Origin of the sequence: Dokdonia sinensis (assembly GCF_003688895.1) — a bacterium.
Classification (GTDB): domain Bacteria; phylum Bacteroidota; class Bacteroidia; order Flavobacteriales; family Flavobacteriaceae; genus Dokdonia; species Dokdonia sinensis.
The window spans coordinates 53,479-75,519 of sequence record NZ_REFV01000017.1 but is presented as its reverse complement, the minus strand read 5'-3'; the positions used below and the strand labels follow the sequence as shown (position 1 = coordinate 75,519).

Genomic DNA, 22,041 nt, shown 5'->3' with positions numbered 1-22,041 from the left:
CTCGGTTTTCCCAAGATGCAACATTCTGAAGTCTCTACATTGGTTATATATGAAGGATCTGAACCATTATATCCACTCAACATTGTGCTCTAAAGATGATTGCTTGCGCACAGTTGTCTCTGTATCATCAATATAACCAACATAGAAAAAACCTAAGCACTTTTGCCCCTCTGGTAATTTTAAAAAAGTGCCCGCGTGAGCTATTAAACTAGGTGAGCTCCAATAACCCCCAAGACCTAAGTCACTTAGACACAACCACATATTTTGAACCGCCATTGCTGTGGAGGCAATTTCTTCCCACTCGGGAATACGCTCCTTTGGGTCGCGTTGCATACAGATTGCTATAATAGCACCCGCTTTTTGAGGATTATTCAGCAACTTATTACGCTTAAAATCAGAGAATTTTTCGGCTGGAGTGATGCTTTCATATGTTTTTGCAAGAAATTCTCCTAAGTCTTTTTGGGATGCTCCTTGCACAACCTTAAAGCGCCAGGGATAGGTCTTTTTATGCGAAGGGGCGTATTGAGAAGCTTCGAGAAGTAGTCTTAATTTTTCCTTTTCGATATGCTTATCTATAAACTCTGCAGGAAAATGACTTCTTCTGTTTTTTATGCTTTCTAAAATTTTCATATCCATAATTTTTACAATACCAAATTTAAGCCCTTTTACCGCACTTTTTACATACGTTACAAACTTAGGTATAGAATAAACAAGAAACCCGCTTAATTCTATATCGAATTGAGCGGGTTTTCTGAGTCTTATAATAAAAATCTATATTATCTAACTATGCAATTACATTTTATTATTTATCGCCAAGTTGAAACTATTTGGTTTACGCTTTCGCGAAAGCGTGCGTTTAAAAATTTCCTTTTATCAAATTCCAAATGTCATTCCCAAAAATAACGACCATAAGTCCCATCACTATGACAAAACCTACAATCTGACCGCGTTCTAAGGTTTTCTCGCTTGGCTTTCTTCCGGAAATCATTTCGTATAACAAAAACATCACGTGACCACCATCTAAAGCTGGAATAGGTAAAATATTTACAAATGCCAGCCAAACTGAAAACATCGCTACAAATCCCCAAAACTTAAACCAGTTCCACGTAGGATCCATCATAGATACAATCCCGATAGGACCTTTTACTTGCTTGTAACCCTGCACTTCTTTGTTAAAAATAAGTTTGAACTGTCGTATTTGTCCTTTAAGCACTCCCACGGTTTGATTCCATCCTGCGGGGATAGATTCGAGAACACCATATTCATCTGTCACTCTAATTTCCTGACCATACACTCCTAGTGGTTTATCTTCAGGAACGGTAAAGGACTGGGTATTTGTATCACCGTTGCGCTCATAAACCACAACCATTTCACTTCCCTTAGAATCTCCTATTTGCTCGAGTACTTCAAGCCAATTCCCCATTTCTTCTCCATTAACCGTAAGGATCTTATCTCCAGCTTGCAGTCCGCCTTTCTCAGCGAGACTATTGGGTTCTACCCTATCCAAGACTGTTCCCACTTGCGCCATAATAAATGGCTCTTGATCTTCAAGGACGATTTTCTTTCCTGAATCTTGAACAGTAAAAGTTACCTCTTCCCCATTACGCTCCACCGTTGCAGTATCGGCTAGAAGCACTTCCATAGGAAGGTATTTGTCAAACTTAGACACTTCTTTCCCGTCTACCGCGAGTAGCTGGTCTCCGTTCTGGAAGCCCATTGCTTCACCACCTTTAGAAACTGCGATACCGTTCTCGAGATTATTTGCAGGAATATAAGTATCCCCATAATAGACAAGCATCGCGCTGTATAAAAACCAAGCAAGAAGTACGTTTACCGTCACTCCACCTATCATCACAATAAGACGTTGCCACGCTGGCTTAGAGCGAAACTCCCAAGGCTCAGGCGGTTTTGCCATCTGTTCCTTGTCCATACTCTCGTCTATCATCCCGGCGATTTTTACATAACCGCCTAGTGGTAACCAGCCCACTCCGTAAACCGTATCGCCTATTTTCTTTTTGAAGAGCGCAAACTTAACGTCAAAAAACAAAAAGAATTTTTCAACCTTTATTTTGAAGAGTCGTGCAGGTATAAAATGACCAAACTCGTGTAAAATCACTAGAATAGAAAGCGCTAGTATGAGTTGTGCGGTCTGTATAAGTACATCCATTATTTAAGTCAAATTTTAAAACGCACAAAAGTAACCTTTTGAGACGGGTTATTAAAGTTATTACGGTTTTCAGAAATACGTCTTTAGCCTATCGCCAGAGCATACTCAATAAAACATTTCTACATCACACCTTGAGCATCTGCCCTTTGGGTCGTAATTTTGCAAAAAAAATTGCTCGATGCGAGAAATCTTAAGTCGCTATAAAGTCCTCATTATAACAATGGCTGTCCTATCTGTCATTATTATGACCTTAATATATAGCCAACTCAAAGTTGAGCCTAGACTTACTTATTTTGAAGCTCGCAATATAGATAAGAAACTAGTAGACAGCACCTTACAATTCAGTAAGCAAAAACAGCGTATTGGAGATTTTGCCCTAATAAATCAGAATAAAGACACCGTTACTCAAGAATACTATAAGGACAAAATTTACGTAGCAGATTTTTTCTTTACCACTTGCCAGACCATTTGCCCCATTATGACCAGCAATATGGTCGATATTCAAAGAGAACTAAAAAACGATACCATTGTAAAATTATTATCCCACTCCGTTATACCAATGCAAGACACCCCAGAAGTCCTCAAGAAGTATGCGTTAGAAAAAGGAGTAGATGATAGTAAATGGAACCTCGTGACTGGAACTCAAGAGCAAATTTTTACGCTTGCGCGAAAACACTACCTCGCCGTACAGGATATCCCTGGGACTGAAGATGATCTCGATATGGTTCATACAGAAAATTTTATGCTCATCGATAAAAAGGGATACATAAGAGGGTACTACGACGGGACAGACGACAAAGAAATAGAAAGACTCCTCGAAGAAATCGATATTCTTAAAGCCGAATATGAGCCAGAAAAGGCTTGGTATGAGAAAATCTTTGATTGAATTTCAATTATATGTTTGCGCTTTCGCGAAAGCGTAAAAACCTCTTTTTGCTTTCCTACAAAACCCTTACTTTTGTCTTATCTAAAATCAATCTAAATAATATTGAAAAAGACTGTAGCACATTTAAAGAAAGGAGAAAAAGCCATCATTCTAGATGTAGCTACAGACGAGGTCCCGCTTAAATTACTCGAGATGGGTTGTCTTCCTGGTAATGAAGTGCATTTACTACAACTAGCGCCATTTGCAGACCCTATGTATATAAATGTAAATGGAAGCCATCTTGCCATACGCAAAGAAACTGCACTTCACATCATCGTAGAAACTCCTACATAAATGGCAAAACAACTCAATGTAGCGCTTATAGGAAACCCAAATACGGGTAAAACCTCGGTTTTTAATCAGCTTACAGGGTTGAACCAGCAAGTAGGGAACTATCCGGGTATTACGGTTGAAAAGAAAGAAGGAATCTGTAAACTGGAACGTGGCGTTAAAGCACACATCCTCGACCTTCCAGGAACCTATAGCCTTAATGCATCTTCCCTAGATGAAAATGTTGTCATCGAGTTATTGCTTAATAAAAATGACAAAGATTTTCCAGATGTAGCGGTTGTCGTTTCAGACGTTGAAAACCTAAAGCGCAACTTGCTCCTATTTACCCAAATAAAAGACCTAGGCATTCCTACGATTCTCGCTATTAATATGGCAGACCGTATGAAGCGCAAGGCTATCTCGCTGGATATTGAGGCGATGGAGCAACGTCTAGAAACTCGCATAGCACTCATCAGTAGTCGTAAAAATCAAGGAATTGACACCCTTAAAAAATTAATTACCGAGTACAAGCACCTTCCTACGGCACCTTGCGTAAATGCCTCTGTGATTGCTCCAGAATATTTTGACAGACTGCGCAAGGCGTTTCCTAATCAGGATTTGTACAAGCTCTGGCTTGTGATTACACAAGATGTAAATTTCGGAAAAGTGGAACGTAAACAGATGGACACGCTAGCCACCTTTAAAACCGAATCTGAAAGTAACCTAAAACGCCTCCAGCAAAAGGAAACCATCATACGCTACAAATTCATAAATGAAGTCTTACGTGACACACAAACCATAGATGTTGCAAATGCTAAAGATTTACGCACTCGCTTAGACCGCGTACTCACGCACAAGGTCTGGGGCTATGTAATATTTTTTGCCATCCTAATGCTCATTTTCCAAGTCATTTATGACTGGTCCAGCTACCCAATGGATTTTATAGATGAATCCTTTGCAAGTTTGAGCCAATGGGTCAAAAACACCTTACCTGAAGGTGCCCTCACAAACCTTCTCGCCGAAGGTATCATCGCAGGTCTAGGCGGTATCGTAATTTTTATCCCACAGATTGCCTTTTTATTTCTCTTTATATCCGTTTTAGAAGAAAGTGGTTATATGAGTCGTGTGGTTTTTCTTATGGATCGTGTGATGCGCCGTTTTGGGCTGAGTGGCAAAAGTGTTGTTCCGCTTGTTTCTGGTACTGCTTGCGCCATTCCCGCAATTATGGCGACCCGTAACATAGAGAGCTGGAAAGAACGATTAATTACTATTCTCGTGACTCCATTTACGACTTGCTCTGCTCGATTGCCGGTTTATCTCATCATTATTTCGCTCGTTATTCCGGACGAGAAGTTCCTGTTTTTTAACTTGCAAGGACTTACATTAATGCTGTTATACCTCATCGGTTTTGGAACGGCAATAGGCTCGGCGTGGATTCTTAATAAGATTTTAAAGATCAAGAGCAAGAGCTTTTTTGTGATCGAAATGCCCAATTATAAACTTCCACTTTTTAAGAACGTCGCAATTAATGTGATCGAAAAGACTCGCTCTTTTGTGGTAGATGCTGGGAAAATTATTTTGGCGATTAGCATAGTGCTTTGGGTACTTGCATCTTTTGGACCCAATGAGAAATTTAGTAATGCAGAGGCTATTGTTACAGAACAATATAATGTGGAGCAAGCGAGGATTGCAAATGATTCCGCTTTCGCGAAAACTATACCAGGCGGAGCCGATGTAGCAAATATCCCGATGACTCTAGAAGAACGCGTGGCATCCTACAAACTCGAACACAGTTTTATAGGTTATATGGGTAAATTTATTGAGCCCGCAGTACGGCCATTAGGCTATGATTGGAAGATAGGGATTGCGCTCATCACCTCCTTTGCGGCCCGAGAAGTATTTGTAGGCACGCTTGCAACCATCTATTCCGTAGGTGACGCAGAAGAAGAAACCATAAAAAACCGAATGGCAGGCGAGGTAAACCCTGTGCTGGGAACGCCACAGTTTAACTTTGCGAGTGGGATTTCGCTCTTATTGTTCTATGCTTTTGCAATGCAATGCATGAGTACGCTCGCCATTGTAAAACGTGAGACCAATAGCTGGAAATGGCCTATGCTTCAACTAGGAGTTATGAGCGGATTTGCGTATGTGGTAGCATTAATTGCATATCAAATTTTGAAATAGAAACGAGTTTACAACGACCAACAGGATATGGAAATCGCGCAAAATATTATTGTCTTCATCATCTTCGCACTTGCTGTGGGATATCTCTTTTCAAAGTTTGTGTGGATGCCCCCATTCCTAAAGAAAAAAGCGAGCGGAGGTTGTGGTGATAGAAATTGTGGGTGTCACTAGTTCTGAGTGGTGAGTCTGGAGGACGGGAATAGTCGGGAGGACGGTCGCTTCACTTCCTGGGAGTAAGTCGCCAGCGTCTGCGACGACTGATTATTCCTGAGGGTCAATGAACTGTCATTTCGACAAAGCGCAGCGCCGAGAAATCACATCACGGTGAGCGGGTTTGAGTGAGCAACTATCCTGAGTTATATTCCTGAGCTGGATTATGCGATTTCTCCTATCGTCGAAATGACAACATATCATAAATACTTAAGAACTCAATAACTTCCCCTTTCCTTTACCGCATCTTTAACCTCCTCTTTTAGTTGTTTAACTAGGTTAAGATAATAGCTTTCTTTATCTGGTGCTCCCTTGGGTCCTTCTGGGACTGGTAATACAGACGCAATGCTAATCGTATATCCAGCACGTTCACAAATGGAAATTGGTCCTTGCGCTCCTGGGCTTTTTGTTACAATCCTCGTATAGGCTTTTTGTCCTTTTTCTTTTACAAGCACCTTTACTTTTGCCTGCCCAGCCCATATACAAGTAGTTCCTTTAGGACATCTTGAGTCTTCCAGCACCTCGAGAAAGGTAATAACTACACCATCTATGTTGACAGCATCACCATACATTACTTTTACAGCGATCGTGGGAGGTATTACTTTCTCAATTTTTTGAGGGGTTTGTTGCGCTTTCGCGAAAGCGGAAAAACAAAGTATAAATGCAAGAGTATATATAACTTTCATATGTTGATTTTCTTTAAAGACTTCAATTAAAATGCCACGTTGCAATGCAGGTGCTCATTAACCTCGAAATAAGAAGAAATCATCCTTCATATGTTCAATTTTTTCGTCCTTGTTTGTAATAATGTATTCTAGCGCGAGGTCTGTAAACTCCTTACCCTTTGAGGTTAGGGTCACTAAATCATTTTCGATAGCAATTAGGTTGTTTTTTTGAGCAAGATCCAAGACGGTTTTGGAACGTACCTTTTGCCAATTAATATGTTCATTTAAATGCTGAACGCGACGCTCACTTTCCTCATCGTGATTATTGAGATGCAGTAAAAACGTGAGTAAAGACACTTCTGTTCGCTGTTGTTTCTGCCTGTACATTACTGCAATAAGCCCTTTACTGGGAGCAAAAAGGTATACTGTAAGAAATACGAGTCCCAGTACCGTTGTCATCGACCCAGATATACTAGCATCCAGAAAATGAGCCATCCAATACCCAGCTATAGCCGATGTGACTCCAAATATTACAGATAAAACCAACATTTTCTTGAGGTCTGAGGTTAGCAAATATGCAGTTGCCGCTGGTGCAATCATAAGTGCCACAACGAGAACCGCTCCTACCGCCTCAAAAGCACCCACTACCGTCACCGAGGAAACCGTCATCAGTCCGTAATGCAACACCACAGGCGAAAACCCCAACGCCGCCGAAAGTCCCGCGTCAAAGGTGCTCACTTTTAATTCCTTAAAAAAAGCAAAAAGCATCCCAACTGTTGCTAACAAAATTCCACCCATAACCCAAAGTGACTTAGGCCCAACATCTATACCTGAAATAATAAGTCTATCAAAAGGAGCAAATGCAAGTTCGCCCAGCAATACAGCATCTACATCGAGATGGACATCGTTTGCATTTTTTGCAATAAGAATCACTCCTATGCTGAACAATGCGGGAAAAACTAATCCTATTGCCGTATCCTCTTTTACTAATCCCGTTTTTTGAATAGCTTCTACCAAAACTACCGTGATTACTCCTGTGACCGCTGCCAATAATATGAGAAGCGGAGAATTTAAATCCTCAGTAATAAAAAATCCTATCACAATACCCGGCAATATGGAATGACTAATGGCATCGCTTATCAACGCCATTTTTCGTAGCACGAGGAAAACTCCAGGAATAGCGCAGGCTATGGCAACTACGGTGGCAATTAACTGTATTTCTAGCTGTGCGTCCATTAATTCTTGTTGTATAAATTTTGGGCTGCATCATATCCCTTTTCGGTCATCGACCAGTTTTGTCCTGAAACGCTCACCCAATCTTTCTCGATAAGTTCTTGCAATGTCGCTTTAGTATACCCTTGGAAATTATTGAGAATTCGTATGGCGTGGGGATGTGAAATATCTTCGTGAGTCCGGGCGATGTCAAACATAAACTGCAAGGTTTTTTGCAACTTTAAATCACGCCTATTTTGATAGACTCGCAATTGTTTAAATAGAATTCCACGGCCAGGTGAAAAGACAAATGAAAAAAGAACAAATACTCCCGCTACAAGAACAATAACTGGCCCTGTAGAAAGGTTATTCTGACTGGCACTAATCGCTGTCCCAAACACCCCAGAAAACGCACCAAAGATTGCTGCAAGCACGATCATAACGCTAAGCTTATTTGTCCATTGCCTCGCGGCGGCGGCTGGCGCTAGCAACATGGCACTCATCAGTACCACTCCCACAGTCTGTAATCCTAGTACAATTGCAAGGACGATAAAAAAGGTAATTAGCACATCAATAAACCGAGTATTGAACCCAAGCGTTTTCGTATAGTCTGCATCAAAGAGTAAGATTTTAAATTCTTTCCAGAATAATAGCAATACGACTAAGCAAACGGATGTTACAATTGCCATTAACCAGACATCACTCTCTACGAGCGTTGCCGCCTGACCAAAAAGATACTTATCCAGCCCTGCCTGGTTTGCATTTGGTTGTTTCTGAATATACGTCAGTAGTAACATCCCAAAACCAAAAAACAATGATAATACAAGCCCTAATGCTGTGTCACTTTTTAAATGTGTTTTTGTGATCATCCCGCGTATCCAAAATGTACCTATGAGTCCGCTCACGAGAGCTCCTAACAGTAGGACATTAGTGTCCTTTGTTCCTGTAATGAGAAAAGCAATAGCAATTCCTGGAAGGGCTGCATGTGAAATAGCGTCGCCGAGTAGGCTTTGCTTTCGCAAAACAGCAAAACTTCCCAACATCCCACAGATAGCTCCTAAAATAGCCGTTCCAAGAGTAATCGTTCTGAGCGTATAGTCAGAGAACACTTGCGAGAAATAGTCAGAAAGTTCCATTATTTATTTACCGCTACTTTATAGTTGATTCCGTAAGTCTTTGTCAGGTTATCATCATTAAAGATATCCCTGACTGGTCCCGTAGCAATTTTCTTTACGTTTAAGAACGTCACCCAGTCAAAATATTCTGGTACGGTTTGTAAATCGTGATGCACTACGACTACTGTTTTACCAGCCTTACGCAATTCTTTCAAAATATTAATGATTGCAATTTCGGTAGTGGCATCCACACCCTGAAAAGGTTCATCCATAAAATAAATAGAAGCGTCTTGAACTAAGGCCCTAGCGAGAAAAACACGTTGCTGTTGCCCTCCACTAAGTTGGCTTATTTGTCTATTCTTAAACGGAAGCATTCCTACTTTTTCTAAAGCCTCTAGGGACGCTTTCTTCTCTTTAGTTCCTGGTCTTTTTATCCAACCTAACATTCCGTAGGTACCCATCATAACGACATCTAAGGCAGTTGTAGGAAAATCCCAATCTACGCTTCCCTTTTGAGGAACGTAAGCTACAAGTTTACGTTGCTTTTCATAAGGTTTTCCGTAGATGGCTACACTTCCCGCAATGGGATCTATAATGCCCAAGATAGATTTTATAAGCGTAGATTTTCCTGCGCCATTTGGTCCTACAATGGCCATTAAAACACCTTCTGGCACTTCAAGGTCTATATCCCAAAGCACGGGCTTGTAGTTGTAAGCGACAGTTAGGTCATCTACACGGATTGCTATTTTTTCTTTGCTCATTATCATTCATTTAATTTCCGCGAAGGCAGAAATCTCGTTTTTTACCAGAGCTTACTTTTTATGGTAATCTGTTTATTATTCTAGGCAGTTTAAATCTATCTAGCTTTTATTACTGTTACGGGTTACGGGCTCGCCTTCGGCATTGCCCTTGACCCATCCCGCTTTTAGCTTGGTTAAAACCACACCTCCTACACACGGGAGAGAAACCTAAAAATATTATGAGCCCAGTTAAAAACTTTTATTTCAACGCTTCCACAATGGTACTTACATTGTATCTAAACATCCCGATATAAGTTCCCTCTTCGGTTCCTGAATTTCCTAGGGCATCACTATATAATGAACCGCCTATGGTCACTTCATTTCCTTTAGATTGCACAGCGGCCTGAAGGGCCTCTATCGTTCGGCGAGGAACGGAACTTTCGACGAATATGGATTTCACTTTCTTGTCTATAATAAATTGTGAGAGGCGCTGTACATCTTGTACTCCCGCTTCAGTAGCTGTTGACAAGCCTTGCAAGCCTACTACTTCAAATCCGTAGCTTTTTCCGAAATAGTTGAAAGCATCGTGAGCCGTGACGAGGATGCGCTTTTCCTTTGGCAGGGTTTCAATGGTCGCTTTGATTTCGGCTTCTAGGGTGTCTAGTTTTTTTAAGTAAGCTTCGGCATTAGCCTTGTAATTTTCTGCGTGCTTTGGATCCTTTCGCGAAAGCGTACTCAATACCTCTCCAGCAAACTGCTTAAAATACTGGATATTAAACCAGACGTGCGGATCATAATTTGAAGCAAAATAATCCGAACCGATGAGTGTATTCTTATCGAGTGATTCCCCAAGTGGAACCTGAGTGACAACGTCTGCATTCATCTTTTCAAAAACCTCAACGAGTTTACCCTCTAGATGGAGACCGTTGTAAAAAATGATATCTGCAGTAGAGAGTTTGGTCACGTCGCCTGCACTTGCTTTATAAAGATGCGGATCTACGCCAGCGCCCATCAATCCTTGTAAATTGATGTGCTCGCCACCTATATTCTTTACCAAATCAGTAAGCATCGTGGTGGTGGTCACTACATTTAGTTTACCATTTTCTTGTTTTTCAGTTTTACAACTTAGTGCGCTTAGCGCAAAAAGAATTACCGCAATGTATTTTATCATTTTCATTATTTATCAATTCTAAAACTAACTCCCGCACTTAAAAATAAATCCTGCCCTTCTGTAAAGCTTCGACCTACCGTAGCATCTAACTGAACGAGCGGTGCTATGGCATAGGTAAGACCCACGTCCCAAAGATGGTTTGCGCTGTTGTCTTCTGGTAAGTCGCCGTAAACCTCTGCATAGGCGCCTAATTTTGAGGTTATGGCATAGCCGTAAGAAAGGGTATAGATGTAAGCAATGCGGGGGTCATCGCCCGTCCATTGTCCACCGATGTTGTAGGCAATCCCAGAGCGCTCACTAAGCGTGTGGCTGAAGGCAAATCGAAAATCTGCCTGCGTACTTTCTGGCTTGTAATCTTCACCAGCGGTAAAAGGCAGATACAGGTGCCCTAACAATGCTATTTGCGGTTTCCAGTCTTTTTCTTGTGCGATAGCGATTTTGGCTCCGAAGAGTAAAGGTGAAAATCCGCTTAGGACATCATCCAGCTGATTGTCATTTATAGAAACTTGGGTTTCTTCAAAGTTCCAGCCTACACGCAACTCCAGATTATCCAGAATCCCGTAGCGCAATAAGGTGGTATTGTATCCCCAGACGCGTTCTTCGACATTATTATTTTCAAACGTAGTTGTAAAAGCACCCGTCTCGACTTGAAGACTTCCTGCAGGCACGACAGATGGCGACTCCGTTGCATCCGGACGGTCTGTGACCATTGCAGGGACTGTGGATTCTTGTGCGATAATCGTTGCATAAGGGATTATAAGTAAACTTAAAAGCGTGATTGTTTTTTTCAAGAGTAACTGTTTTTTAAAGTGGTTGTTATATTTGAATGTATAGATTTTCGGCAATTTTTTTTGAGATAAAGAACTGCTCTCGCTGTACTTGTATGACCATAGAGCCGTCAAAAAATTCTTTGCCCAGTACCTTGATTTTAGTACCTATGGATATCTTGCGTTTGTCCAGAAACTGTAGAAAATCTGCACTAGTCTCACGCACACCCACAAGTACACCTTCGTTTCCTTTTTTTAGTTCGGAAAGTAACTTTTTCTCAGCGCTTTTTATGTTTCCGTTTTTATCAGGAATCGGGTCGCCGTGCGGATCATAATCGGGATGGTCTAGAAAGGCATCCAGCCTGTTTACAAGTTCGTCGCTCTGAATATGCTCGAGTTGCTCTGCAATATCGTGCACCTCATCCCAATGAAAGTTGAGTTTCTCCACCAGAAACACCTCCCAAAGACGATGCTTCCTAATGACTTTTACAGCTACTTTCTCTCCTTCTTTAGAGAGACGCGTGCCTTTGTATTTGCGGTACTGAAGCAATTTCTTGTCTGCAAGTTTCTGCACCATATCTGTAGCAGAGGATGCCTTTGTCTTGAGCGTTTCTGCTATAGCATTTGTAGGCACCTCACCTTTTACCTCTTGTTGTAAATGGAAGATAGCCTTAAGATAATTTTCCTCTGCTAATGTATACATACGCCAAAGGTAATTATAAAGTACGGGGTTGTAAAAAACTTATTTTAGGGAAGGCTAAAAATAACAATATAATTACGCTTTCGCGAAAGCATAAACAAAAAAAATCCCATCACTAAGGATGGGATTCCATTAAAATATGTTCCTCGTTTACAAATTGAAACTAGCTCCAATAGAAAAATTAAATTGATTGTTCAGTTCCTTCCGTGGGCGGTCACGTAGGTCAAAATCTTCGTCTTGAGTGTATTGTGCAAAAGGCACATTAAGCTCTGTAAAGATTCCAAATCCTGGAGAAAAGAAATATCGCGCTCCTAGATGCCCGCCAAAATTCTTAAGTCCCAAATCTAGTCCAGGGTAAAGGTCAAAGTTCTCATCTATATTTATCACATTACCCAAATTTGCATTAAAACGAACACGCAAGTCAAAACGGTCGCCAAATTCAGCATCAGCAAAGGTGGTTTCGGTTCCGGCGATGGCGACATCGCTAAATTCCTCAACCCCTAACAGGTACATTCCCTTTACTCCTATAGAGATATTTTCACCCACTCCATAGTCAAAGGTGGAGACGATTCCCGTTCCGTTCTCTTGGAAGTTAGCTCCTACCTGAAACTTAATATCGTCCTTGCCCGTGTAAGCCTGTCCAAATACCACCGAGCTTGCGACAAATAATATTGCTGTAAAAATTGATTTCATAATGTTGGTTTTAGATGTACAAAAATAACTTTTAATGCTAATTGTAGTGTGAATATTATGTTATTACTCGTATCTACGGCACCAGCTCCTTTACCCTATCATAAACAAGGTGCGATTCCCAACCGCGGTACAGAAGATAGTCAGCAATTTTCTTACGCTTTTTGTATTTATCGGTTTCTGTGGAGAGTTGTTCATAACGCTTTCGCGAAAGCGTATCAAATGTCTCAAAATATGCATCATCTTCCAGTTCCTTAAGCGCAAGTTTAATATTGTAAGTACTTATTTTTCTGGCTTTGAGTTCGCGCGTGATGCGCACTCTTCCCCATTGCTTATGTCTGAACTTTCCGCGGGCAAAGGCTTGTGCAAATCGGGTTTCATTTAAGAAATTATGTTCAATTAGATGCGCAATGATTTCATCTATCGCCACGGGAATCATACGCATTTCCCGCAACTTCTGCCCCACTTCCTGATGACAGCGTTCTTGATAAGCACAATACCGCTCTATGGAGCGCTTTGCTTCTTCGATTGTAAAAGTTTTCGTGGGTTTGGGCTGTTGCATATAACCGTCAAAATTAGCTTATTTTTAAAGCGCACAAAAACAATGCAATGAAAGAATCGATGGATGCGACTTACTGGAACGACCGCTATGCACAAGGAAGCACGGGCTGGGACTTAAAGGAGGTCTCACCACCGCTCAAAGCCTATATCGACCAACTCACAGACAAAGACCTCAAAATTCTTATCCCGGGAGGCGGTTACAGCTACGAGGCGCAATACCTTTGGGGGCAGGGTTTTCACAACGTGTATGTGGTGGACTTATCTGAGCTCGCTCTGGAAAATTTAAAGGAGCGAGTGCCGGAAATACCAAAAAGACAACTCATCCAATGCAACTTTTTCGAACTAGAGGATACTTTTGACCTCATCCTAGAGCAGACCTTCTTTTGTGCCCTCGACCCGAGTTTACGCGATGATTATGTAAAGAAAATGCACGAATTATTTGAAGACGATGGAACGCTCGCTGGGCTTCTATTTAATTTCCCGCTTACGGAGAAAGGACCACCCTTTGGCGGAAGTATAGAAGAGTATCGCGCAAGGTTTTCCCCTTATTTTAATATCAAAACAATGGAAACTGCCTATAATTCGGTAGCACCGAGAGCGGGGAACGAACTCTTTATAAATCTCAAGAAAAAATGATTGTACAACTCGCCGAAGGCACCATAAAAACCAAATACGGAACCTATAGAGAAATCCTCTTTTACGACGGAATTAAAGAGTCACACGCGCTTGTTATGGGTGACGTGAGCGATGGTGAGGAGGTACTGTGCCGTGTGCACAGCTCTTGCATTTTTGCACATCACTTTAACAGCGTAGAATGTGATTGTCGGGAGCAAATGGAAATTTCCCAACAGCTCATCCAGCGCGAGGGTCGCGGGATTGTAATTTGGCTCGAGCAAGAAGGAAAAGGAAACGGACATTACGCCCTACTCAACACCTTGCCCCTCAAAAAAGAAGGAGTTACTCAAGCCGAAGCTTATGAAAAGGTAGGCTTCCATAAAGACAATCGTGATTTTTCGGCAGGAGCAAAAATTTTAAAACACCTCAACGTAAAATCCATAGTGATGATTACGGGGAATGAGAAAAAGACGAAAACGTTGACAGATTTAGGGATTCGGGTCACTGGGATTCGGGCAACGGAGTTGTAGATTTTTGCTTTCGGGAAAGCAAAAAAAATATTCCTTCGTAAAATTAAATACTCGGTTACCATCCCGCGATTAAAACAACACAGGCACTACCCAATACGCCAGCGCAAAAAGTAATCCCACAGCAATGAAGTTTAGCACCACGCCTATTCTTGCCATTTGGTCAACGCGCACGTGACCGCTAGCGAATACGATGGCATTAGGAGGCGTCGCCATAGGGAGCATAAAGGCGCAACTCGAAGCTAGCGTGACGGGAACGACCATCTGGAGCATCGGGACATCCATTCCTATGGCAATACCCACTACGAGCGGGACTAAAATCGTGACCAATGCCACGTTGCTCATCAGTTCGGTCATAAATAACATTAAGAAAATAAGCACTGCGGTCACGACCCAGATACTCCAGTTTTCTTGTGACGAAATATAATTCCCGATCATATCGATAAACCCAGAATCTGCAAGTCCCGAGGCGAGCGCCAGCCCACCACCAAAAAGCACTAAAATCCCCCAAGGCAATCGCGAAGTATCTTCCCAATTGAGCGGAAAATCACCCTTCTTAAAATCCGTAGGAACCGTAAACATTAAAAGAGCCGAAATCACACTAATGGTCGTATCTGTAAGTGCGATGTCTGGCAGTAATAGATTGAGTTGCGAGCGCAACATCCAAGCAACGGCGGTCATCAGGAAAATGGTCAAAACAATCTTTTCACTTTTAGAAATGGCTCCTAGTTTATCCAGCTCGCCCTGAATGATGCCTTCAGATTTTCCTATGATTCCCAAACGGTTTGGAAAGAAAACGCGGGTGATGATAAAATAGGTTATCGCCATCAACACAATAGCAAACGGCACACCCATTTTCATCCACTGAAAAAAGCCTATATCCACATTATAGGTTTCGTTAAGAAAGGCCAGCATTACCGAGTTGGGAGGTGTGCCTATGAGGGTTGCTACGCCACCTATGTTTGCACCAAAAGCGATACCCAGCATAATACTCAAGGCAAAATTTCGGTCGTTTTTTGTAAATCCATCTGCATCGTCTATAAGCAACTGTATGACCGAAACGGCAATGGGAAGCATCACCACGGTGCTTGCCGTATTTGAAATCCACATACTCATCAGTCCTGTGGCAATCATAAAGCCTAAGATGATTCCGTTTGCTTTGGTGCCCGTGATTTTGAGAATGGAAAGCGCGATGCGCCTGTGCAATTGTACTTTCTCAAGTGCTAGGGCGATTACGAATCCGCCAAAAAAGAGATACACTATCGGATTTGCATAATTACTCGCCACACTTTTAATATCTCCAATGCCTAAAAGTGGAAAAATCGCCAGCGGAATAAGCGCCGTCACCGAAATAGAAACCGCTTCCGTGATCCACCACACAATCATCCACAGCGCTACAGCGATAACCGTATCAATTTTTTCTGTGACAAGGTCAAAAGGCAATAACAAGATGAAAACACACAAAAGCGGACCGAGGATAAATCCTAGCTTTTTGACAAGAGTAAATTGTTTCATAAGGACTAAAATACGTTAAAAATCTCCTAAATGTTAAAATCACCATACGATACATTTTAACACTCCCGTTACATTAACACAATCACACCTCCCGAAATTCTATTTCGACCCATTTTTTATTAATTCGTTGAGAATGAGCTATATTTTAGCTAAATTCCTGACACCCAAAATTCACTGTTTTCAGCCTGTTTTATCGTGGGCTCTATGGATAATTTTGGAACAAAACCATCATCATTATGCGTACAAACCATCTGCTCGCCGTTCTCATTGCATTCCTAATTCTAGTTTCTTGTAAAAAAGATCCGCAACCCACGGACAATCTATTTAAATTCAAAGACTACATTTCTTACACCACTTCGGGGAGAAAATCGGTTTCCAGCCCTATTAAAATTGAGTTGGCAAAAGCTCTCACACAGTTTGAACTGGACCAAGAAATTCCCAGCGACATCATAAAGATAAAACCCAGTCTGGACGGGAAACTCACGGTGAGAAATCAGCGATTGCTGGAGTTTTTGCCTTCTGAGCCTATGGAGGCAGACACGGAATACGAGGTCACTGTGTTTCTTGATAAGCTATACGATGATGTGGAAAAAGGGATGGAAAAATTTCAGTTTACCTTTAAGACCATAACGCCCGATTTTAAGGTGAACCTTCAAGCATTGCAGTCCTACAGCAAGGAATACAATTATGTAGAAGGACAGATTGAGGCGAGTGATGATATCGCTTTCGCGAAAGCGAAAAAACTCATAAACGCAACGCTAAATGGAAAACCACTTACCATAAAATGGCCCAATGCCCAAACAGCTTCAGTTTCAAATTCGATTTCAAGTTCAAATTCAACTTCACGTTCAAGATTCCATCCCTTCCGAATAGACAGTATCCCGCGCGCCGAAGATGATACAGCTATTAAGATTGAATGGAATGGTGATGCTATAGGTGCGGATGATACTCAGGGAGAGAACACTTTAAAAATCCCTGGTCGCAATAACTTTTCTATTGTGGGCATAGACCAAACCCGCGGAGCAAATGCCTCTCTCGCCATCAATTTTTCTGATCCGCTCAAGGAAAAGCAAAATTTTGCCGGACTCGTGACCGTACAACGTGGGGGGAACCTTCGTTTTGAAGTAAATGGAAACGTCCTAAATGTCTATCCAGAAAATAGAATCGTAGGCAACTCCCTCGTCGAAGTTTTTCAAGGTATTCAGAGTAACGACAGTTATAAACTCAAAAATCAGTTTGCAGAGACGATTTCCTTTGAGCAATTAAAACCAGCAGTAAAGGCAATTACAAACGGAGTGATTTTACCTAACAGCGCAAGTACGCCTTACTATTTTGAGGCGATTAACCTGAGTCACGTAGATGTGCGCATCATAAAGATTTATGAAAACAATGTGCTGGAATATCTTCAGAACGGCCAACTCAACGACCAGTCCACCTACAATCTTAAGCGCGTGGGCCGTCGCATTGCTAAAAAGACGATAAGTATTGCGGGTAAAAACGACCTTGACACCGGTCGATGGAAAGCCCACGGCATAGACCTTTCCAGTATTTTTAAGGCAGACCCAGGTGCTTTGTACCGTATCGAGATAAGTTTTAAGCCAGCATATGCCATTTATGAATGTACGGAGGACACTTCTGGAAACGTAGATGAAGATTACTACGACGACTATTATGAGGAGGATTATTACAACACTTCCTACACAGAAGCCGAAAGCGCAGATGAGGACCAACGCGAGGAACAATATTGGGATAACCGTATATATAATTGGCGTCGTCAAGTATACAATTGGAAGCAAGAAGAAAACCCCTGCCATCCAGCCTATTATCAAGAAAATAAATTCATAAATAGTAACCTACTGGGCTCAGACCTAGGGGTAATTGTGAAGAAGGGAAAAGATAACAGCTATGTTTTTGCCGTGGCAGATATCGTAACGACTACTCCCGAAGCAAACACAAAAATCACACTCTACAATTACCAAAAGCAACCCATAGAAACCATCACTACAGATGCGACAGGAATTGCGAAAGTTGCTCCAAAAGGCTTCCCTGTTTTTGCCGTAGCCGTTAAAAATAAGAACTACGCTTATCTAAAACTTGAGGACGGAAATAGCCTCTCGATGAGTAAATTCGACATTTCAGGTAATCAACTAGAGAAAGGCCTAAAAGGTTTCTCCTACACAGAACGTGGGGTACACCGGCCTGGCGACACGATTTACTACACCTTCGTCCTAAACGATAAAGAAAACCCCCTCCCCAAAGACCACCCCGTAAAACTAGAAGTCACAGACGCGCGAGGAAAATTGATGTACAGAAAAGTGCAAACAAGCCAAGTTGCGAGCAACGCGAAGCAACCTCTTGGACAAAGCAACTCCCAAACCAAAAATGCCATTACACGCAAGAGTGGTTCTCCCCTCCCCTCGGGAGGGGCTGGGGGAGGGATTAACAACTTCTACCACTTCCCAATCCCCACAACCCAAACCTCCCCCACTGGAAACTACAACGCCACAGTTTCCGTAGGAGGAGCCACCTTCTACAAATCCCTAAAAGTAGAAACCATAAAACCCAATAGACTCAAAGTCAACCTAGACTTTGAAGATGAAATTCTCGATGCGAGCAGTAATCTTACAGGTACTGCAACGGTAAACTGGCTTCACGGCGCACCTGCGCGCAATCTCAAGATTAAGACAGATGCCACCATACGCAGTTCGTCAAGCGGGTTTGCAAACTTCTCGGGGTATCACTTTTATGACCCTATCCGAAGTTTTAATGAAGTAGAAATCAACATCCTTGACGGAAAACTGAATAATGAAGGCGTTACCATCATTAACAAAAAACTAGATTTGAGCAAGCGCGCTCCGGGAATGCTCAGGGCTACCTTTGTGACTAAAGCTTATGAGGGTGGTGGAGACTTTTCGCTAGATGTGGTGAGTAAGGATGTTGCGCCCTTTGACCATTTTGTAGGACTGCGCTCCCCAAAAAGTCGTGCTTATGGAAGTTACTATACTGATGAGAATACCGAGTTTGACCTTGTAACCACAGATGCCAGAGGAAACGCAAAAGGCAACAGAAAACTTCAAGTAAAAATATATAAAATGTCCTGGCGCTGGTGGTGGAACCGCTCCCGCGATAATTATTCCAGCTACGAGACGGGAACCGTGCACACGCCCGTAAGCGACTTTACAGTAACCACTGGTACTAATGGAAAAGCCAACTTTAATGTAAATATCCCAGAGAATGAAAGTGGACGATATCTCATTCGAGTGATTGACCCAGAAAGTGGACACGCCACCGGACGTATCGCTTACTTCTACCGCAACTGGAGCGGACTCCAGAGCGACCCTGAAAGTGCAAAAATGCTCGTTTTCTCAGCAGATAAAGAGAAGTACAATGTGGGCGATAAGGCGGTGGTCAAATTTCCGTCAAGTTCCGCGGGGCGGGCGCTGGTGAGTATCGAGACCGGCACAAAAGTATTGAATAGTTATTGGGTAGATGCTCAACAGGGAGAGACCGCGGTCACCATTCCTATTGACAGCAAAATGGCACCTAATGTATATGTAAATATTTCCCTCCTACAACCACACGAGCAGTCTAAAAATGACTTACCCATAAGATTGTATGGCGTCATACCGATTCTGGTAGAGGACACAAATACGGTGCTCAATCCGCAGATTGTGATGCCTGACGTACTGAAACCTGAAGAATCATACACCGTAAAGGTGAGCGAAAAAAATGCCAAGTCAATGACCTACACCATCGCCGTGGTTGATGAAGGATTGCTGGACCTCACGCGTTTTAAAACGCCATCCATTCACAAGCATTTTTACAGTCGGGAAGCCCTAGGCGTCAAGTCTTTTGACCTCTACGATTATGTCATCGGTGCCTACTCTGGTAGTGTCGAGAACATTTATGCCATAGGTGGAGGCGACGCGGGCGCGGGCGCTAAAAATCGGAAAGCAGAGCGTTTCAAGCCTGTGGTTACGTTTTTAGGTCCTTTCGCTTTAAGCGAAAATGAAACCCAAACACACACCCTCCAGATGCCCAACTATGTAGGCTCCGTAAAGACAATGGTCGTTGCGGGAGACCATACAAAAAGCGCCTACGGAACGGCCGAAAAAGCAACTCCTGTGCGCAAACCGTTAATGGTATTAGGTTCGCTTCCGCGAAAATTGTCTCCAGGGGAACACGTGACCTTGCCTGTCACCATTTTTGCGATGGAAGACAACATCAAACAAGCCAAAATCACCGTAAAAACCTCCGAAGCTTTTAAAGCCAGTGACGGCAACGTGAAGACGGTCAATTTCACGAAAGTGGGAGAAAAAATTGTTCCTTTTGAGTTTGATATGCAAGGTGCCACGGGCATCCAAACCCTGCAAATCATCGCCGAAGGTCACGGAGAACGTGCCACCTACGAGGTCGAAATAGACGTAGAAAACCCGAACCCTATCACCCAAAAAGTAACCGATTACGAGCTCAAGGCAAATGGTAGTCTGAAGGTGGATTACAGCACCTTTGGCGTAACAGGAACTAATGGAAGTGCGCTGGAATTCAGCACCCTACCGCCTATGGATTTTTCAAAGCGTTTGCAATATCTCATCCGCTATCCTCACGGGTGTGTGGAGCAAACGACCTCTGGCGTGTTCCCGCAATTGTTTATGGATGATATTTTTGATTTGACCTATGAGCAAAAGCGCGAGGCACAAGAAAACATCAAAAATGGTATCACCCGTCTGGGCAGGTTCCAGAATGCAGACGGCGGGCTGGGCTACTGGCAGGGCGAGTCGCGAGCAGATGTTTGGGGGACGACATATGCCGGACATTTTATGATAGAAGCCCAGAAAAAGGGCTATGCGCTACCGCTTACATTTATGAGTAATTGGCTACGTTTCCAGAAAAAGCAGGCACGAGAATGGCGGGCGGGACAGTATCGTTATAACTCAACGCTCATCCAGGCATATAGACTTTATACACTCGCGCTCGCTGGGCAACCTGACCTTGCTTCTATGAACCGCTTACGCGAAAACAGTGATCTGAGTAATGAAAGCAAATGGCGTCTTGCGGGAGCTTATGCACTAGCCGGTCAAGAGAAAGTAGCGCGCGAACTTTCAAGCACGGCAAACATAGACTTTAGACCGAATAATTATGACTACCACACCTATGGTTCAGTGTTTAGAAATCGAGCGATGGCACTGGAAACGATGGTCGTGCTCAATGACCCGAAGCAGAAGGATTTGGCCATTTCCATAGCCAAAGACTTATCATCTTCAGGATGGTACAGCACTCAAGAAACCAGTTTTGCATTGCTCGCAATGGCTAAGATGGTGGTTGAAAACGGAGGCAAAGCAATGCAGTTGAGCTATGTAAAAAACGGTAAGGAAGTTACTATAAATACACCACAGACCATTGCGCTGAGAGATTTAGAAACACAAGAAGGCAGTAATTCCATCACGCTCAATAATGCAAAGGAAAATCTTGTCTTCGTTCGCCTTGTACAAAGCGGGAAACTCCCTCTAGGTCAAGAACTCGCCGAACGTAAAAACCTGACCGTGACCACAGCATTTGTGGATGGTGCTGGAAATGCAATTTCGGTGAATAAATTGCGTCAAGGAGAAGAGTTTGAAGCCAGAATAACGGTAAGCAACAACAGCAAGGACTTTGTAGATAACGTCGCCCTCACCCAAATCTTCCCCAGCGGTTGGGAAATCGTAAACACCCGCTTCACCGAAGCAGACGGTGGCACCGAAGGAAGTGCAAGATATACCGACATACGAGACGACCGTGTAAACTTTTATTTTGATATGAAAAAAGCCAGTACACAAGTCTTTACGGTACGACTCAATGCCAGCTATCTGGGAAAATATTATTTACCCGGAACGCAGGTCGAGGCGATGTATGACAATAATTATTATGCAAGGAATAAAGGGAAGTGGGTTGAGATTGAGAAGTAAACCCGCCCCGCCAAAGCGAAGCTTTGCCACCCCGTGTCTTCCTCTCGTTCGTGCCTCTCTCG

The 22,041-nt window shown here is 42.6% G+C and carries 19 protein-coding genes; 7 read left to right on the top strand and 12 right to left on the bottom strand.

Translation table 11 applies throughout. The annotated features are described in order from the left end of the window. Positions 1 to 66: 66 nt before the first annotated feature. Complete coding sequence (locus EAX61_RS14575) at positions 67 to 630, bottom strand: nitroreductase family protein (protein WP_121918452.1); 564 nt, start codon at positions 628 to 630, stop codon at positions 67 to 69. A gap of 226 nt (positions 631 to 856) precedes the next feature. Beyond that, entirely contained in the window at positions 857 to 2,167 is a 1,311-nt protein-coding gene (gene rseP / locus EAX61_RS14570) for an RIP metalloprotease RseP (RefSeq protein ID WP_121918445.1), read from the bottom strand. Between the two features lie 178 nt (positions 2,168 to 2,345). On the opposite strand from rseP, the gene EAX61_RS14565 reads away from it, so the two are divergent. From EAX61_RS14565 to EAX61_RS16770, 4 genes are all read left to right on the top strand, one after another. Further along, positions 2,346 to 3,053, top strand: coding sequence for an SCO family protein (locus tag EAX61_RS14565; RefSeq protein WP_121918444.1), 708 nt, complete (start codon positions 2,346 to 2,348; stop codon positions 3,051 to 3,053). 102 nt (positions 3,054 to 3,155) lie between these two features. Further along, the gene (locus EAX61_RS14560; protein WP_121918443.1) at positions 3,156 to 3,386 is read left to right on the top strand and encodes a FeoA family protein; all 231 of its coding nucleotides are present in this window, start codon (positions 3,156 to 3,158) and stop codon (positions 3,384 to 3,386) included. Beyond that, positions 3,387 to 5,546, top strand: a complete 2,160-nt coding sequence (gene feoB / locus EAX61_RS14555) for a ferrous iron transport protein B (RefSeq protein ID WP_121918442.1) — start codon at positions 3,387 to 3,389, stop codon at positions 5,544 to 5,546. It abuts the gene before it with no gap. 27 nt (positions 5,547 to 5,573) lie between these two features. Next, positions 5,574 to 5,717 carry a FeoB-associated Cys-rich membrane protein gene (locus tag EAX61_RS16770; protein ID WP_236642061.1) on the top strand — a complete coding sequence of 48 codons (144 nt, stop codon included), beginning with the start codon at positions 5,574 to 5,576 and terminating at the stop codon, positions 5,715 to 5,717. A gap of 257 nt (positions 5,718 to 5,974) precedes the next feature. Here EAX61_RS16770 and EAX61_RS14550 read toward each other — a convergent pair whose 3' ends face one another. The 9 genes from EAX61_RS14550 to EAX61_RS14510 form a co-directional block, all read right to left on the bottom strand. Continuing rightward, positions 5,975 to 6,442: a hypothetical protein gene (locus tag EAX61_RS14550; RefSeq protein WP_121918441.1), complete on the bottom strand. Its 468-nt coding sequence runs from the start codon at positions 6,440 to 6,442 to the stop codon at positions 5,975 to 5,977. A gap of 57 nt (positions 6,443 to 6,499) precedes the next feature. Next, the gene (locus EAX61_RS14545) at positions 6,500 to 7,657 is read right to left on the bottom strand and encodes a metal ABC transporter permease (RefSeq protein WP_121918440.1); all 1,158 of its coding nucleotides are present in this window, start codon (positions 7,655 to 7,657) and stop codon (positions 6,500 to 6,502) included. Continuing rightward, the gene (locus EAX61_RS14540; RefSeq protein ID WP_121918439.1) at positions 7,657 to 8,769 is read right to left on the bottom strand and encodes a metal ABC transporter permease; all 1,113 of its coding nucleotides are present in this window, start codon (positions 8,767 to 8,769) and stop codon (positions 7,657 to 7,659) included. The genes EAX61_RS14545 and EAX61_RS14540 overlap by 1 nt, the downstream gene beginning before the upstream one ends. Beyond that, positions 8,769 to 9,509 (bottom strand): metal ABC transporter ATP-binding protein, encoded by a 741-nt coding sequence (locus EAX61_RS14535; RefSeq protein ID WP_121918451.1) that lies wholly within the window; start codon positions 9,507 to 9,509, stop codon positions 8,769 to 8,771. Before EAX61_RS14535 ends, EAX61_RS14540 begins: the two co-directional genes overlap by 1 nt. Before the next feature lie 238 nt (positions 9,510 to 9,747). Continuing rightward, positions 9,748 to 10,665, bottom strand: a complete 918-nt coding sequence (locus EAX61_RS14530; protein WP_121918438.1) for a metal ABC transporter solute-binding protein, Zn/Mn family — start codon at positions 10,663 to 10,665, stop codon at positions 9,748 to 9,750. Further along, positions 10,665 to 11,450 (bottom strand): transporter, encoded by a 786-nt coding sequence (locus tag EAX61_RS14525; RefSeq protein WP_121918450.1) that lies wholly within the window; start codon positions 11,448 to 11,450, stop codon positions 10,665 to 10,667. Before EAX61_RS14525 ends, EAX61_RS14530 begins: the two co-directional genes overlap by 1 nt. Before the next feature lie 25 nt (positions 11,451 to 11,475). Beyond that, a complete protein-coding gene (locus tag EAX61_RS14520; RefSeq protein ID WP_121918437.1) occupies positions 11,476 to 12,129 on the bottom strand; it encodes a metal-dependent transcriptional regulator in 654 nt (217 codons plus the stop codon). Between the two features lie 147 nt (positions 12,130 to 12,276). Then, positions 12,277 to 12,819: a DUF6646 family protein gene (locus EAX61_RS14515; RefSeq protein WP_121918436.1), complete on the bottom strand. Its 543-nt coding sequence runs from the start codon at positions 12,817 to 12,819 to the stop codon at positions 12,277 to 12,279. A 73-nt stretch (positions 12,820 to 12,892) separates the two neighbouring features. Continuing rightward, a complete protein-coding gene (locus EAX61_RS14510) occupies positions 12,893 to 13,378 on the bottom strand; it encodes a regulatory protein RecX (RefSeq protein WP_121918435.1) in 486 nt (161 codons plus the stop codon). Positions 13,379 to 13,425: 47 nt separating this feature from the next. Here EAX61_RS14510 and EAX61_RS14505 point away from each other — a divergent pair, with 47 nt between their 5' ends. Together EAX61_RS14505 and EAX61_RS14500 are read left to right on the top strand one after the other, a co-directional pair. After that, positions 13,426 to 14,013, top strand: a complete 588-nt coding sequence (locus EAX61_RS14505; RefSeq protein WP_121918434.1) for a methyltransferase domain-containing protein — start codon at positions 13,426 to 13,428, stop codon at positions 14,011 to 14,013. Continuing rightward, positions 14,010 to 14,522 (top strand): GTP cyclohydrolase II, encoded by a 513-nt coding sequence (locus EAX61_RS14500; RefSeq protein ID WP_121918433.1) that lies wholly within the window; start codon positions 14,010 to 14,012, stop codon positions 14,520 to 14,522. Before EAX61_RS14505 ends, EAX61_RS14500 begins: the two co-directional genes overlap by 4 nt. Before the next feature lie 69 nt (positions 14,523 to 14,591). On the opposite strand, the gene EAX61_RS14495 is transcribed toward EAX61_RS14500, so the two are convergent. Then, a complete protein-coding gene (locus tag EAX61_RS14495) occupies positions 14,592 to 16,034 on the bottom strand; it encodes an SLC13 family permease (RefSeq protein ID WP_121918432.1) in 1,443 nt (480 codons plus the stop codon). Positions 16,035 to 16,270: 236 nt separating this feature from the next. Between EAX61_RS14495 and EAX61_RS14490 the strand changes: the two genes are divergently transcribed. Next, the gene (locus EAX61_RS14490) at positions 16,271 to 21,979 is read left to right on the top strand and encodes an alpha-2-macroglobulin family protein (RefSeq protein ID WP_121918431.1); all 5,709 of its coding nucleotides are present in this window, start codon (positions 16,271 to 16,273) and stop codon (positions 21,977 to 21,979) included. Positions 21,980 to 22,041: the final 62 nt, after the last annotated feature.

What these genes read in the sequence shown, in the direction of transcription:
- EAX61_RS14575 (WP_121918452.1), bottom strand. Translation starts at nt 630, where the DNA reads ATGAAAATTTTAGAAAGCATAAAAAACAGAAGAAGTCATTTTCCTGCA.
- rseP (WP_121918445.1), bottom strand. Translation starts at nt 2,167, where the DNA reads ATGGATGTACTTATACAGACCGCACAACTCATACTAGCGCTTTCTATT.
- EAX61_RS14565 (WP_121918444.1), top strand. Translation starts at nt 2,346, where the DNA reads ATGCGAGAAATCTTAAGTCGCTATAAAGTCCTCATTATAACAATGGCT.
- feoB (WP_121918442.1), top strand. Translation starts at nt 3,387, where the DNA reads ATGGCAAAACAACTCAATGTAGCGCTTATAGGAAACCCAAATACGGGT.
- EAX61_RS16770 (WP_236642061.1), top strand. Translation starts at nt 5,574, where the DNA reads ATGGAAATCGCGCAAAATATTATTGTCTTCATCATCTTCGCACTTGCT.
- EAX61_RS14550 (WP_121918441.1), bottom strand. Translation starts at nt 6,442, where the DNA reads ATGAAAGTTATATATACTCTTGCATTTATACTTTGTTTTTCCGCTTTC.
- EAX61_RS14545 (WP_121918440.1), bottom strand. Translation starts at nt 7,657, where the DNA reads ATGGACGCACAGCTAGAAATACAGTTAATTGCCACCGTAGTTGCCATA.
- EAX61_RS14540 (WP_121918439.1), bottom strand. Translation starts at nt 8,769, where the DNA reads ATGGAACTTTCTGACTATTTCTCGCAAGTGTTCTCTGACTATACGCTC.
- EAX61_RS14535 (WP_121918451.1), bottom strand. Translation starts at nt 9,509, where the DNA reads ATGAGCAAAGAAAAAATAGCAATCCGTGTAGATGACCTAACTGTCGCT.
- EAX61_RS14530 (WP_121918438.1), bottom strand. Translation starts at nt 10,665, where the DNA reads ATGAAAATGATAAAATACATTGCGGTAATTCTTTTTGCGCTAAGCGCA.
- EAX61_RS14520 (WP_121918437.1), bottom strand. Translation starts at nt 12,129, where the DNA reads ATGTATACATTAGCAGAGGAAAATTATCTTAAGGCTATCTTCCATTTA.
- EAX61_RS14515 (WP_121918436.1), bottom strand. Translation starts at nt 12,819, where the DNA reads ATGAAATCAATTTTTACAGCAATATTATTTGTCGCAAGCTCGGTGGTA.
- EAX61_RS14510 (WP_121918435.1), bottom strand. Translation starts at nt 13,378, where the DNA reads ATGCAACAGCCCAAACCCACGAAAACTTTTACAATCGAAGAAGCAAAG.
- EAX61_RS14505 (WP_121918434.1), top strand. Translation starts at nt 13,426, where the DNA reads ATGAAAGAATCGATGGATGCGACTTACTGGAACGACCGCTATGCACAA.
- EAX61_RS14500 (WP_121918433.1), top strand. Translation starts at nt 14,010, where the DNA reads ATGATTGTACAACTCGCCGAAGGCACCATAAAAACCAAATACGGAACC.
- EAX61_RS14495 (WP_121918432.1), bottom strand. Translation starts at nt 16,034, where the DNA reads ATGAAACAATTTACTCTTGTCAAAAAGCTAGGATTTATCCTCGGTCCG.
- EAX61_RS14490 (WP_121918431.1), top strand. Translation starts at nt 16,271, where the DNA reads ATGCGTACAAACCATCTGCTCGCCGTTCTCATTGCATTCCTAATTCTA.